We start from the raw sequence: 14,108 nt of genomic DNA on the forward strand, positions 1-14,108 counted from the left end.
TATGCTGACCCAGATCTGGCCCAAGCTGCGCGCCACCTACTATACGATCATCATCGCACCGATCCTGATCCCGGGCGTTGTTCTGGGTATCTCGACGCTGGTCTTCTGGGACCGGATCAACCGGATGCTGGGGCTGGGTGCCGACAGCTTTTTGTCGAACGGCATTTTCCTGACCGTGATTGGCCAATCCACCTTCATCGCGAGCTATTGCATGTTGGTTCTGGTGGCCCGGCTGCAGCGATATGACCTGGCGCTGACCGAGGCGGCACTGGACCTTGGCGCAACGCATGCACAGGCGTTTCGCAAGATCCTGCTCCCGTTCATGCGCCCGGCGATTGCTTCGGCGGCGGTGCTGGCGTTTCTTGCCTCGTTCGAGAACTACAACACCACCACCTTCACGTTCGGAGAATATCCGACACTGACAATCGAACTGGCTCAAAAGGTGCGCTACGGCATTACACCTGCGATTTCGGCGCTGGCCTTTATCATCGTGGCGCTGACCGTGTTTTTCGCCCTGTTGAACGAAGCCAAGTTGAAGCGTCAGGAACTGGTCGCTGCCGCGCGCAAGGAAGCCACGGTCGAGGAGCTTGCGGGCAAGATCAAGTTGCCCAGCTTTTTCTCGGGGAACATGGCGGCCGTGCTGCTGGTCATGTTTGCCGTGGCAACGATCACTGTCGTCGGGACGGCCATGGCCTACAACCCGGCCCAGTGCATCGCGGACGTCAAGGAAGAAAAGCGTCTGGAAGCCGAGCAGCGCATTCAGGAATTGCGCAAGCAACGCGAGGAGCAGCGCAAGCAGCGCGAGGCCGAGCAAGGCGACGCGCAGCAATCCACGCCCAAACCGTCGAACAACAGCGGTTTTGGCAATGTGTTCGCTCCGAACACATTGGGTGGTCAGGACGACGAAAGCTCAGCCGAGCCTGACGATCAGCCTTCGGGCAACAGTGGGTTCGGCAATGTCTTCGATCCAAACAGTCTGAAGACCGACGAGTAGGAAGAAGCGCCTATCAGAGCACCACATCCGCCCGGTTCTGGTTCATTCCTGGCCGGGCGGATTGCGTTTCAGGATGGCGACTCCGCAGGCAGCGATGCTGTGGCCGTTCCAATCCACCGGTGTGGCGTTGTAGTTGATCAGGAAGTCATGGGTCGCGGTCTCGCGCCGCCGCAGGCCGGGCGGCATCTGGTGCAATGGCAGCCCGACTTTCTGCGCCGCCATCTCAACTATCCGGTCCCAAAGGCCTTCGTCCGGGAACCCGGCCAGGTACCAAAGCTGGTCACTGCCCTTGAGCGCCGGAGTCCCGTCTTCGAAGGTCAACTGATCGGGCGCGTGGCCGGTCAACCGCTCGACCCAGTGTTGCGCCGCTCCGCCGCCCTGAACCGGGCGGGTGATCTCGGGCGGTAGGGATTCCACCAGCGCCACGTCGCAGTCCAACGCCTGCAGGCCGGGGCGGCCTTGGGCCGGGATCTGGAAATCAGCCGTGATTGCTCCGGCGCGCGGGCCCAGAACCGTCAGTTTCGCAGCCGCCCGCAGGCGGTCGGCCAGCGCGTCGTCCAGCGTGGCCAGTCCGGGAGCGAGGATCAGATCATAGTCGGCGTCGTCCAAGCCCGAGGCCGGCACGACATCGACCGACAGCCCGGCGCGGCGCAGGGCGCGATAAGCGGAAAACACCAGCCGAAAATAGTTGAACCCAGCGCCCTGCGGCTGGGTCGCCCAGGCCCAGTCCGACGGATAGTCGAACATGATGGCCACCCGCGCCTGCACCGGTTCGACCGGTCCCAGCGCGGCCAGATCTTCGGCCGTCTGCTGCGCCTCGGCCAGACCTGGGGCGGGGCGGTTGTTCGGCGTCAGCAAGCCCGCGTGCATCTGTTCCTGCGCAAAAGGCGCCTGCCGCCAGCGGAAATAGCTGACCACCTCGGCCCCGTGGGCCACGGCCTCGAGCGACCAGAGCCGCACCATGCCCGGCAGGGGGGCCGGGTTGTAGGGCGCCCAGTTCACCGGTCCGGGCTGCTGTTCCATCACCCACCAGCGGCCGCACCCGACGGCGCGGTACAGATCGTGGTGAAAGGCCTGCATGTCCGGGTCGCCCTGCTGCAGAAAGGCCGCCTTGTGCGCCGCGTCGGCCTCGAGCCGGTCGGACAGGAACCCGATCGGGTAGCTGTCCCAGGTGGCGATATCCAGATCGGCGCCCACTTCGAAATGGTCGAAATCCAGAATCCGGCCCATGTAGTTGTGCAGCAGCGGCGCATCGGTCAGGGGCCGCAGCGCCTGAACCTGGGCCCGGTTGAAGGCCGCCACCTGATCCGAGCTGAACCGGCGGAAGGCCAGCACATGCGCGGGGTTGGGTTCGGTCACGGTCAGGTTGGGCAGGTCGATCTGATCGAAATCACTGTATTCCATCGACCAGAACACGTTGCCCCAGGCCGCGTTCAGCGCCTCAATCGAGCCATAGCGTTCGGCCAGCCAGCGGCGGAAGGCCTTCCGCGCGGGCTCGCTGTAGCTGACGGTGGTGTCGTGGCAACCATATTCATTGTCGATCTGCCAGGCGGCCACATGCGGGTTGCGGCCATAACGTTCGCCCATGATCCGGGCGATGCGGACGCATTCCTCGATATATCCGGGATGGCTGAAACAGTAGTGACGACGTGAGCCGAACTTCCGCGGCTGCCCGTTTTCATCTACCGCCAGCATGTCCGGGTGCCGGTCCAGCATCCAGCGCGGCGGCGTGGCGGTTGGGGTTCCCAGCACCACTTTCAGCCCGGTCGCACCAAGGGTCTCGATGGCCTGATCCAGCCAGTCGAATGTCAGTCGGCCCGGTTCCGGCTCCATCCGGCTCCATCCGAATTCGCCGATCCGGACCCAGCGCAGGCCGGCTTCGACCATGCGCGCGGCATCTTCGGCCCACATCGACTGGGGCCAATGTTCAGGGTAATAGCAAACGCCAAGTTCGGGGTTCATAGGATGACTCTGTGTTCCGCCTGACCTTGGCCCGCGTTTTCGGCGGCAAAGGTCATTCCGTTGGTGGGGTGTGACGCGATGGTGTCCGCATCCAGCCCTTCGCGGGCCGAGGTGCAGAACAGCGTCGTCAGATCCGGCCCGCCGAAAGCGGGGCATGAGGTATGGGCCGCCGCGAAAGGCACCGCGCGCAGGAAGGTTCCGCCGGCGTCATAGGCCGCAACCCGCGCCGCGCCCCATTGCGCGACCCACAGATTGCCCGCGGCATCGACGACCGCGCCATCGGGGTTCAGACCTTCGGCGCGCAGGTCCAGAAACACCGCGCTGTCGCCCTCGGGCCAGCCGGTTTCAGGGTTCAGACCCCAGCGCCGCACCTGCCCGGTGGCCGTGTCACAGAAATAGGCGCAGGACCGGTCGGGCGCGAAACTGATCGCGTTCGAGATGGTCACGTCCGGAACCAGCTGCCGCAGCTCACCCCGCCAAAAACGATAGATCGCCCCCGCGCCCGGTTCCGCGCGCTTGCCCATGGTGCCGATCCAGAAACCGCCCCACGGATCAGCCCGCCCGTCATTCGAGCGGGTCACCGGGTTGTCGGCCTCGAGCGCGACGATGCGGTCCTTGTGACCGGTCTCAAGCCCGAACCGCCACAGTCCAGTTTCCGACGCGATCTGCAGCGTGTCGCGGTCGATCCATCCTGCGGCCGAGACGTGCTCGGCGAAATCCCAGCTTTGCGGTCCATTCGCGTCGCGGGTCATCAGGCGCTTGTTGACGATGTCGAACCAGAACAGCTGTTGCCGTTCGGGGTGCCACAGCGGGCCTTCGCCCAACGCGCACGGGCGGTCGTCAAAGACCTGGCTCATCGCGCGGCCTCGTCAAAGGCGGCGACGATCTGGCGGGCGTTTTCGGCGATCTGGTCCACGGACATGCCGGGTTTGAACAGGGCCGAGCCGATGCCGAAACCGTCGGCCCCGGCCTTGAGCCAGTCGCCGAAATTCTCGGGCCCCGCGCCGCCCACGGCATAGACCTGCGTGCCCTTGGGCAGGATCGGGCGCATGGCCGCCAGCCCCACCGGTCCGGCCATCACCCCGGGAAACAGTTTCAGCCCGGTGGCTCCGGCGCGCAGGGCGGTGAAGGCCTCGGTTGGGGTATAGACCCCGGGCCAGCTTTGCAGGCCCAGATCCACCGTGCGCACGATCACCTCGGCATCGCAATTGGGCGACACGATCAGCTTGCCACCCACGGAGGCCACCTGTTCGACCTCGTCCACGGTCAGGACGGTTCCGGCCCCGACCAGCGCGCGGTCGCCGATCGAACGGGCCAGACGGCCGATGCTGTCAAGCGGGTCGGGCGAGTTCAGCGGCACCTCGATCCGGTCGATCCCTGCGTCCAGGATGGCCTGGCCGACGGCCTCGGCCTGCGCCGGGTTAAGCCCGCGCAGAATGGCGATTATGGGGCGGCTCATGCGGTTTGCCTCGTGAGGGTGCGGGCTTGCAGCAGACCGGCCAGCGTGGCCTGGGTCGCGTCGGCGGTTTCGACGAACGCGCCCTGTTGCTGCAGCGCGGTGGCATAGATGTTCGACAGGGCCTCGGCCCCGATGATGGCCAGTTGCTGACCCAGCCAATAGGGGCGGGTGGCGGCCAGTTCGGCACCGATCAGGGCACCGGACAGGCGGGCGCGGGCGGTGGCCGGATCCTGGCCGTGCAGCAGGTCGGCGGCGCGCAGCCCGAACAGCCGCCCGGCCAGTTGCTCGGGCTTGGACAGCGTGTCGGCCACGGCCGTGGCAAAGGCGTCGTCGTCCCAGCCTTCGCCCACCGAGTGTTTCAGCACCGAGTGTTGTCCCAGCAGATCGAACAGTTCACCCGTCATGAAGGTGCGGAAGCTGACGACCTCGCCGGCGCTGACCTGCACCCATTTGGTGTGGGTGCCGGGCAGGCAGATCACGCCATCCCAATGCGGGCGCGTGGACAGGTAGCCGGCGATCTGGGTTTCCTCGCCGCGCATCACGTCGGCGGGGTCGTCCTGTTTCAGGCCGGGTACCACGAAAGCGCGGATGCGTGGATCGGTGCCGGGCACGCGCACCGGCACGTTCGAGATCGGCTTGGTCGGAACCGCCACATAGGGCGCCTCGACCCAGCCTTGCCGGGCACCGACCATGCCGCAGGCGATCACGTCGACGGGCGCCGCGCCCAGCCAGCCCTGAACCAGCGTCAGCAGCGCGTCCTGAAACTGATCCCGGCCCAGCGTCGCCATGCCCCGGTCGCATTGGGCGTGGTCCAGCACCGTGTCGCCCTGCATCGCCCAGGCGCGCAGATGCGAGGTGCCCCAGTCTACTGCGATCCACTCGGTGTTCATGTGCTTACCCCGTTGTGACCACGCCGCCATCGACGACCATGCATTGCCCGGTCATGGCGCGGCTGGCCGTCGATGCCAGGAACAGCGTCGGCGCGATCATGTCGTCCGGGCTCAGATGTTCCTTCAGGCATTGGCGATCCATATGCGCGGCCAGATCCTCGGGCGTGGCCCACATGTCCAGTTGTTTCTGCGTCAGCACCCAACCGGGCGCCAGCGCGTTGACGCGGATGTTCTTCGGCCCCAGCTCGCGCGCGAGCGAGCGGGTCATGCCGGTGATTCCGGCGTTGGCCGTCGTATAGATCGGATAGCCCGCATTGCCCATCATGTAGCTGATCGAACTGAAGTTGATGATCGACCCGCCGGTTTCGGCCATCTGGCGCGCGGCCTGCTGGCAGGCAAAGTAATAGGCCTTGAGGTTGACCTCGATCATCCAGTCCCAAAACTCGGTCGTGGTTTCCTCGAGGCTGTGGCGCTTGTCGTTTGCGGCATTGTTGACCAGCACGTTCAGCGGACCGTGGGCCTCGGCAGCCTTGGTCATTGTTTCGTGCAGCAGCGCGGTGTCGGTCATGTCGCCCTGCAGGAACAAGGGCGCGCGGCCGTGTTTGGCGCGCATCTCTTCGACGAATGCGCTGGCGTCGGACCGGCCGATAAAGGCGACCTTGGCGCCTTGGGCCAGGAACCCGTCTGTCAGGGCCGCGCCCACGCCCGACCCGCCGCCGGTGATGAAGACGGACGCGCCGTCGAGGTCATGGAAGGTGGCTGGCTGGGTCATCAATGGCTCTCTCTGGTCACAAGGCGGGTGTCCTTGCCCACCAGGAAATCAAGGTCAGCGCCGCGATCGGCCTGAAGGACATGGTCGATATACAGCTTGGCATAGCCGCGGGTGTAATGCGGGTCGTCGGGCCGCCAGGCCGCACGGCGGGCAGCCAGTTCCTGCTCGTCGACCAGCAGTTCCAACTCGCCCTTGCTGGCCGAGACGCGGATGCGATCGCCGGTTTTCACCAGCGCCAGAGGACCGCCCGCCTGCGCCTCGGGGCTGACATGCAGGATCACTGTGCCGAAGGCAGTGCCCGACATGCGTGCGTCGGAAATGCGGATCATGTCACGTACGCCCTGTTTCACCAGTTTGGCGGGGATCGGCATGTTGCCGACCTCGGGCATGCCCGGATAGCCCTTTGGCCCGCAGCCTTTGAGCACCAGGATGGTCTCGGGCGTCACAGGCAGGTCGTCGCGGTCGATATTGGCCTTCAGGTCCTCGATGCTGTCGAAGACATAGGCCTCACCTTCCGTCTCCAGCAGGCTGTCTGTGGCGGCCGAGGGTTTCACGATGGCCCCGTTCGGCGCCAGGTTGCCGCGCAGAACGCGCAGCCCGGCGGCCGGTTTCACCGGATCGTCAAAGGCGTGGATCACGTCACGGTTGAAGCATTCCGCGCCCTCATAGTGGGCCGAGATGTCCTTGTTCAGAACGGTGCGGGCCGGGCGCAGATGCGATTTCAGCTCGGACAGGACCACCGGCATCCCGCCGGCATAGCAGAAATCTTCCATCAGGTATTTGCCCGAGGGCATGCAGTTGACCAGCAGCGGAATGTCCGAGCCGATCTCGAAATCCTGCAGGGTCAGGTCCACGCCCACCCGGCCGGCCAGCGCCAGCAGGTGCACCACGGCGTTGGTGGACCCACCCACCGCGGCATTGGCCAGAATGGCGTTCTCAAACGCCGCCTTGGTCAGGATGTCCGAGGGTTTGAGGTCCTCGTCCACCATTTCGACGATGCGTTTGCCGGTCATGTGCGCCAGCGCCATCCGGCGGGCATCGACGGCGGGCAGGGCGGCGTTTGTGGGCAGGCTCATGCCCATCGCCTCGACCAGCGACGCCATGGTCGAGGCCGTACCCATGGTCATGCACACGCCCTTGGACCGGCTCATGCCGGATTCGGCGTTCATGAAATCCTGCAAGGTCATCTCGCCGGCGCGCACGGCTTCCGAGAATTTCCAAACATCGGTGCCCGAGCCGATATCCTGACCGCGATACTTGCCGTTCAGCATCGGCCCCGAGCTGACCACGATGGTGGGCAGATCGACCGAGGCCGCGCCCATCAGCTGGCCGGGCGTGGTCTTGTCGCAGCCGCCCAGCAGCACCACGCCGTCGATGCCATAGGCGCGGATCGATTCCTCGACATCCATGGCCAGCAGGTTGCGGAACAGCATGGCGGTGGGCTTCATCTGGGTTTCGCCCAGCGACATCACCGGGAATTCGACCGGAAAGCCTCCGGCCTCCCACACGCCGCGCTTGACGCCTTCGGCGAGGTCGCGCAGGCCCGAGTTGCACGGCGTCAGTTCCGACCATGTGTTGCAGATGCCGATGATCGGGCGTCCGTCGAACGCATGATCGGGAAAGCCCTGGTTCTTCAACCACGACCGATGGATGAACCCGTCCTTGTCGAGCTTGCCGTACCAGTGCTGTGAGCGGCGTTTCTTCATGTCTTTGTTTCTTTTTCGTATTGGGTCGTGGTTTTCTTGTGTGTTTGCCGGATGATCAGGCCGCGCGGGCCGGACGGCACCAATCCGGCAGCCAGTCGGCATGGGCGGTCAGCAGGTCACTTACCAGGCTGCGGATCTGGCGCAGGTCCAGTTCGGCGGCGGTGTGCGGGTCCATCATGGCGGCGTGGTAGATGTGTTCGGGGTTTTCCTCGACCAGGGCGCGCACGGTCAGTTCCTGCACGTTGATCTGGCTGCGCATCAGGGCGACCAGCTGCGGCGGGATGCCGGTCACGACCGAGGGCTGCACGCCGTTGCTGTCGACCAGACAGGGCGTTTCGACCGCCGCGCCCAGCGGCAGCTGCGGGATCTGCCCGGTATTGGGCAGGTTGCCATAGGCGACATAGGGCGTGTCGGTGACGATTGCGTTCATAAGGTCGGCGGCGAATTCGTGGCTGCGGATCACTTCGATGTCGCGCCCGTCGGTCAGGGTCTTGGCCTGTTCCTTCCAGTTCGCGACCTGTTCCTCGCAGCGGGTGGGATATTCGTCCAGCGGGATCTGGAACTGGTCGATCAGGTCCTGACGCCCGTCCTTGATGAACCACGGGACGTACTCGGCCAGGTGTTCCGAGCTTTCGGTGCAGAAATAGCCCAGGTGATCCATCACCTCGTATCGCACCTTGTTCGGACAGCGCGGCATCAGCAGCGGCGCCTTGGGCAGCTGGCCCGCGTGATAGCCCCGGCGCAGCGCCGGATACAGGTCGCGGCCCTGATGTTCCAGCCGCAGGAAAAACGCCACATGGTTCACGCCCGCAACGCGATAGCGGATTTCATCCTTGGGCAGGTCCAGGTCATGGGCCAGTTCCTCGACCGTGTTCTGGACCGAGTGGCACAGCCCAACATGTTTCAGTGCCGGGAAACGTTCGGCCAGCGCCCAGGTGTTGATGGCCATCGGGTTGACGTATTGCAGCAGCGTGGCATTCGGGCACAGCTGCGCCATGTCCCGGGCCACATCCCACAGGACGGGCACGGTGCGCAGGCCGCGCATGATGCCGCCCACGCCCAGCGTGTCGGCGATGGTCTGGCGCAGGCCATATTGCTTGGGGATCTCGAAATCGGTCACGGTGCAGGGTTTGTAGCCGCCGATCTGGAAGGCGGTGATGACGAAATCGGCCCCGTCCAGCGCCGCGCGGCGGTCGGTATGGGTGGACACGGTCGCGCCGGTCCCGACCGAGCGGATCATGGCGCGCGCGACGCTTTCGCTCTCGGCCAGACGCTCGGGGTCGATGTCCATCAGGGCAAAATGGCTGTCGGCCAGCGACGGGGTCAGCAGGGCATCGCCCACGATATTTTGCATGAAAATCGTGGAACCTGCACCGATGAAGGTGATCTTGGTCATGACTGTAAACCTTGACTAGGCGTTATTTTACGGCACCGAGGGTCAGACCCGCGATGAAGTGTTTCTGCATCAGAAAGAACATGGCCACCGGCGGCAGGGCCGCGACGATCGAGCCGGCACTCATCAAGTGATACGCTGCGCGGAACTGCGCGTTGAAGCTGGTGATGCCGGCGGTGACGGGTTGGCTCTCGGCCCCCTGGGTCAGCACGACGGCCCAGAAATAGTCATTCCAGATGAAGGTGAAGATCAGAACGCTGAGCGCGGCGATTGCGGGTTTCATCAGCGGCAGGACCACGTACCAGAAGATGCGCCATTCGCTGATGCCCTCGACCCGGGCGGCCTCGATCAACTCAAAGGGCAGGGCGCGGATGAAGTTGCGCATGAACAGGGTGCAGAACCCCGTCTGGAACGCAATGTGGAACAGTACCAGCCCGGTTTTCGTATTGTAGAGCCCCAAGTCCAGCGTCAGGTCGCGCACCGGCACCATCAGGATCTGGAAGGGTACGAAGTTGCCGGCCACGAACATGAAGAAAATCCACAGGTTCGACTTGAACTTGTAAATCCCCAGCGCGAACCCGGTCATGCAGCTGAGCGCCACCGCGCCGATCACCGTGGGAACCGTGATCAGGAACGAGTTCAGCAGATAGCGCGGCATGTCCGAGTTGAAGAAGACCTGGCCATAGTTCCTGGCGCCTTCAAAGCTGGAGGGCAGGCCCCAGTAGTTGGCGTTGGTGAAATCCGCCTCGGGCTTGATGGAAAACAGGGCCACCGCCAGCAGAGGGCCGAGCCACAGCAGAAGGGCGACCGGCAGCATTGCCTGATAGGAAATCTGCGCCGCGCGGGGTTGTTTTTCGATCGGTTTGGGAAACATCTCAGTGCCCCTTTTCTTCGCGGTACATCGACCACAGGAAGTAGGCGATGAAGCACAGCATGATCAGGAACAGGATTACGGCGATGGCCGCGCCATAGCCCATGCGGAACCCGTACTCCGACAAGGCGACTTCGAACATGTAATAGGCCAGCACGCGGCTTGACCCGAACGGCCCGCCCTGCGTCATGATCGAGATCAGGTCGAACGAGCGCAGCGCGCCGATAATGGTCACCACGAAGGCGATGAAGGTCGCCGGGCGCAGTTGCGGCAGGATGATATGCCACAGCATCCGCCCGCCCTTGGCGCCGTCCAGCCGGCCGGCCTCGATCTGTTCGGGGTCCACGGCGTTCAGGCCGGTCAGATACAGGATCATGCAATAGGCGGTCTGCGGCCAGAGGCCCGCGAAAATGATGCCGTAGGTTACGAAGCGTTCATCACCCAGTACGTTCAGCGGACCCAACCCGACCAAGCCCAAAAGCTCGTTCAGCAGTCCGAAAGTGGGGTCGTAGAACCAGGTGAAGACCAGCCCGACTACGACCTGGCTGATGACGAAGGGAAAGAAGAACAGGGATTTGTACAACCGGATTCCGCAGACCGTCTGGTTGAGGAACAGCGCGATGAACAGACCAGCCGGGATCGCCAGCAGGTACATGATCAGCCAGATCAGGTTGTTCTTCAGCGAGACATAGAAGGCGTCACGATCGACCCATTCCCAATACAGGTCTTCATAGTTGCGCATTCCGACATATTCGGCCGCGCCCAGCCCGTCCCATTCGTAAAGCGACAGGTTGAAGGACTGGAATACGGGGATGATCACGTAGACCATGAAGAACAGCACGCCCGGAGCCAGAAACAGCCAGGGTGCGATACGTTGCTGATTTCTGTGGAACCAGCTTTCGTGTTCGGTGACGTCGACAGCGGTCATGGTCAATCCCGGTTTGGAATGGGCAGGACGGGATCGTGCCCGTCCTGCGTTTGGCTACGGCGTGGCCGGGGTTGCCCCGGCCACAACCCGATCAGTTGTCATAGATGCGCTGACGTGCGCGTTCCAGCTTGGCTAGGATGCTGTCCAGGTTGTCCGGCTTGACCATGAACTCCTGGAAGCCTTCCATCGACACTTTGGCCATTTCCGCCGGTGCGTCGCGATCCCAGAACTGGGCGACGCCGCCGGGGCTGTTGGTCGACAGCATCTTGAAGCCTTCCTGCAGGAACTTGTCGTCGTCCACCGAGGATTTGGCGTTGACGGGCAGTTGTCCGAGGTTTTTGCCGTTGTTGATTTCGGTCTGCTCGTCAGCCGAAACGACAAAACGCAGGAACTCGCGCGCGGCTTCTTTGTTCGACGCGTTCGCCGGGATGTGGAACGTGTCGGTCGGCGCATCTTCGGCCAGCTCGACATCGGGGTTGATCGCGACGAACTGGTAGAAGTCCAACTGGTCGTCGGTCAGACCGGCCTCGCGCAGCGGAGCCACCGCGAAGTTGCCCATCAGATAGGCCGCTGCATCACCCTGAACCATGAAGGGCAGGGCCTCTTGCCAGCTGTAGGTCTGGTGGTTGTCGATGAACGCGCCCATGTCGATCAGCTGCTTCCAGTTGGCGAAGGTCTGCTTGACCCGGTCGTCTTCCCAGCTGACTTCGCCATTGGCCAGTTGCTGGTGGAAGTCGAAGCCGTTGGTGCGCATGTTCAGGTAGTCGAACCAGCCGCCAGCCGTCCACAGGAACTTGGTGCCGATGGTATAGCAGGCGCGACCCGAGTCGACGATCTTCTGGCAGTTGGCCAGCTCTTCTTCCCAGGTGGTCGGTTCGGACAGGCCCAGCTCGTCAAAGATGTCTTTGCGGTAGTAGACGCCCCACTGATAGTAGGTGTAGGGCACGCCCCACTGCTTGCCGTCGATGGTCATCGCGCCCTTGGTCGAGGCCAGGTTTTCGGCGATTTCCGGCTCGGCCCACAGGTCCGATACATCTTCGAACAGTCCGGCCTCGACATAAGGCTTCATGCGGTTGGCCGCGTACCAGGTCGCGACGTCGGGCGTGTCCGCTGTCAGGAAGTTGCGGATCTGGGTCTTGTACGCCTCGCGGTCGATGACCGTGGTCTCGATCTCCAGACCCGGGTGCTGTGCCGCGAAACGCTCGATCATCGCTTCCATCGTCGCGCGCGGCGCCGGATTCGATGTGTCGAGGAAGATTCGCAGCTCGCCGGTCAGTTCTGCCGAAACGGGCGCTGCAAGTGCCACACTGGCCGCCAGACCCGCCGCAGTGCGCTTGAACATGGAATGCATGGTTTCCTCCCTTAGCTTCCATTTTGCGGTTCCAAATAGTGAAACCAAGTTTTATATATTGAAAACTACACATCGAATCGGCTAGGCTTGTCAATACCCTCGCGGCCCGTCCGCAAGGGGAAGTGGAGGAGAAATCAGACCCGTGGCAGGTGACGGAACCATCGGCAAGGCATGTGACGTGCTGGAACAGGTCGCGGCGTTCGGCCGGCCTGTGCGGTTTGCCGAATTGCTGGAAAGCAGCAGCTTTCCCAAGGCGTCCCTGTACCGGTTTCTGCAGTCGCTGACCAATCAGGGCATGTTGTCTTACGACCCAGACCGGCAGACCTATTCGCCGGGGCTGCGGCTGGTGCGGCTGGCGCATTCGGCCTGGACGCAAAGCTCGCTCGCGCCGATCGCGCGGCCGATCCTGGATGGGCTGAGCCTGGAAACCGGCGAGACGGTGCACCTTGCGCAGCTTGATTCCAGTCAGGTTCTGTATGTGGACAAGCGCAATGCCAAAAACCCGGTCGAGATGTATTCCGAGGCCGGAAAGGTTGGCCCGGCCTATTGCACCGGTGTGGGGAAGGCGATGCTCGCCTTTCTGGATGACGACCGGTTGGACAAGGCGATCTCGCAGCAAAGCTTTCACCGCTTTACCGACAAGACGCTGACCTCGGAGGCGGTGCTGCGGGCGGATCTGGCCCGGATCCGCGAACGGGGGTTCGCCATGGATGATGAAGAGCACGAGCCCGGCATCATCTGCGTGGCCTGTCCGATCCTAACATCGGGCGGGCGGGTACTGGGGGCGATCTCGATCACCGGATCGACCCAGCGCATGGATTTTGACCAGTTGAAGAAATGGGTCCCTCGGGTGCGGCGTTCGGCCGACCAGATCGGGTCCGAAGCCGAAGCATGGCGGTTCCCCGAGGGCCGCAAGGACAGGATGCAAGCATCATGACAGGCGTTACCCTGAAGGGCGCAATCAAGCGTTATGGCCAGACCCAGGTCATTCACGGCATTGATCTGGAAATCGAGGACGGCGAGTTCTGCGTTTTTGTCGGGCCGTCGGGCTGTGGCAAATCCACCCTGTTGCGGATGATCGCCGGGCTGGAAGAAACCACCGAGGGTGAAATCCGCATCGGTCAGCGTGACGTGACCCACATGGACCCGGCCAAGCGCGGTGTCGCGATGGTGTTCCAGACCTACGCCCTGTATCCGCACATGTCCGTGGCCGAGAACATGGGCTTTGGTCTGCGCATGAACGGTGTGCCCAAGGCCGAGATCGACAAGAAGGTCGCCGAAGCGTCGGAAATCCTGAAACTGGACCAGTATCTCAAGCGCAAGCCCAAGGCCTTGTCGGGTGGCCAGCGTCAGCGGGTCGCCATCGGCCGGGCCATCGTACGCGGCCCCGAGGTTTTTCTGTTCGACGAGCCGCTGTCGAACCTCGATGCCGAACTGCGCGTGGAAATGCGGGTTGAGATCGCCCGTCTGCACCAGGAGATCGGCGCGACGATGATCTACGTCACCCACGACCAGGTCGAAGCTATGACCATGGCCGACAAGATCGTGGTGCTGCGCGATGGCCGGATCGAGCAGGTGGGCGCTCCGATGGATCTGTATCGGGACCCCGACAACCGGTTCGTGGCGGGGTTCATCGGCTCGCCCGCAATGAACTTTTTGGAATGCGATGTCGTCGAAGGAACCGTGCGCCATCCTGCCCTGACGGATGCGATCCCTGTCACCAACGGCGTGCCGACGGATGCCAAGAAGGTGATCCTGGGAATCCGCCCGGAACATATTGCC

At 63.5% G+C, this 14,108-nt stretch carries 13 protein-coding genes; 3 read left to right on the plus strand and 10 right to left on the minus strand.

All coding sequences use genetic code 11. From position 1 onward, the window contains the following. A partial coding sequence (locus tag AC2FM5_RS16705) for an ABC transporter permease (protein ID WP_496736938.1) occupies window positions 1-994 on the plus strand: 994 nt, incomplete at its 5' end. A gap of 42 nt (window positions 995-1,036) precedes the next feature. On the opposite strand, the gene AC2FM5_RS16710 is transcribed toward AC2FM5_RS16705, so the two are convergent. From AC2FM5_RS16710 to AC2FM5_RS16755, 10 genes are all read right to left on the minus strand, one after another. Continuing rightward, the gene (locus tag AC2FM5_RS16710; protein ID WP_496736940.1) at window positions 1,037-2,956 is read right to left on the minus strand and encodes a beta-galactosidase; all 1,920 of its coding nucleotides are present in this window, start codon (window positions 2,954-2,956) and stop codon (window positions 1,037-1,039) included. Beyond that, window positions 2,953-3,813: an SMP-30/gluconolactonase/LRE family protein gene (locus tag AC2FM5_RS16715; protein ID WP_170365988.1), complete on the minus strand. Its 861-nt coding sequence runs from the start codon at window positions 3,811-3,813 to the stop codon at window positions 2,953-2,955. The genes AC2FM5_RS16710 and AC2FM5_RS16715 overlap by 4 nt, the downstream gene beginning before the upstream one ends. Further along, window positions 3,810-4,415: a 2-dehydro-3-deoxy-6-phosphogalactonate aldolase gene (locus AC2FM5_RS16720; protein ID WP_496736942.1), complete on the minus strand. Its 606-nt coding sequence runs from the start codon at window positions 4,413-4,415 to the stop codon at window positions 3,810-3,812. The genes AC2FM5_RS16715 and AC2FM5_RS16720 overlap by 4 nt, the downstream gene beginning before the upstream one ends. Further along, window positions 4,412-5,305 carry a 2-dehydro-3-deoxygalactonokinase gene (locus AC2FM5_RS16725; RefSeq protein WP_170367393.1) on the minus strand — a complete coding sequence of 298 codons (894 nt, stop codon included), beginning with the start codon at window positions 5,303-5,305 and terminating at the stop codon, window positions 4,412-4,414. Before AC2FM5_RS16725 ends, AC2FM5_RS16720 begins: the two co-directional genes overlap by 4 nt. A gap of 4 nt (window positions 5,306-5,309) precedes the next feature. After that, window positions 5,310-6,077, minus strand: a complete 768-nt coding sequence (locus AC2FM5_RS16730) for an SDR family NAD(P)-dependent oxidoreductase (protein ID WP_170365985.1) — start codon at window positions 6,075-6,077, stop codon at window positions 5,310-5,312. Further along, window positions 6,077-7,783 (minus strand): IlvD/Edd family dehydratase, encoded by a 1,707-nt coding sequence (locus tag AC2FM5_RS16735; RefSeq protein ID WP_496736945.1) that lies wholly within the window; start codon window positions 7,781-7,783, stop codon window positions 6,077-6,079. The genes AC2FM5_RS16730 and AC2FM5_RS16735 overlap by 1 nt, the downstream gene beginning before the upstream one ends. Window positions 7,784-7,838: 55 nt before the next feature. Then, on the minus strand, window positions 7,839-9,179 hold the full coding sequence (locus AC2FM5_RS16740; protein ID WP_496736947.1) for an alpha-glucosidase/alpha-galactosidase: 1,341 nt from the start codon (window positions 9,177-9,179) through the stop codon (window positions 7,839-7,841). Between the two features lie 22 nt (window positions 9,180-9,201). Next, a complete protein-coding gene (locus AC2FM5_RS16745; protein WP_093963150.1) occupies window positions 9,202-10,050 on the minus strand; it encodes a carbohydrate ABC transporter permease in 849 nt (282 codons plus the stop codon). Window position 10,051: 1 nt separating this feature from the next. After that, the gene (locus tag AC2FM5_RS16750) at window positions 10,052-10,975 is read right to left on the minus strand and encodes a carbohydrate ABC transporter permease (protein WP_496736949.1); all 924 of its coding nucleotides are present in this window, start codon (window positions 10,973-10,975) and stop codon (window positions 10,052-10,054) included. A 91-nt stretch (window positions 10,976-11,066) separates the two neighbouring features. Then, on the minus strand, window positions 11,067-12,326 hold the full coding sequence (locus tag AC2FM5_RS16755; RefSeq protein ID WP_496736951.1) for an ABC transporter substrate-binding protein: 1,260 nt from the start codon (window positions 12,324-12,326) through the stop codon (window positions 11,067-11,069). A 142-nt stretch (window positions 12,327-12,468) separates the two neighbouring features. Between AC2FM5_RS16755 and AC2FM5_RS16760 the strand changes: the two genes are divergently transcribed. Both AC2FM5_RS16760 and AC2FM5_RS16765 read left to right on the plus strand, forming a co-directional pair. Then, on the plus strand, window positions 12,469-13,263 hold the full coding sequence (locus AC2FM5_RS16760; protein WP_170367390.1) for an IclR family transcriptional regulator: 795 nt from the start codon (window positions 12,469-12,471) through the stop codon (window positions 13,261-13,263). After that, window positions 13,260-14,108: ABC transporter ATP-binding protein (locus tag AC2FM5_RS16765; protein ID WP_496736954.1), on the plus strand; the 849-nt coding region annotated here is incomplete at its 3' end. The genes AC2FM5_RS16760 and AC2FM5_RS16765, both read left to right, overlap by 4 nt.

It is taken from the genome of Ruegeria sp. BHSA162 (assembly GCF_059613385.1).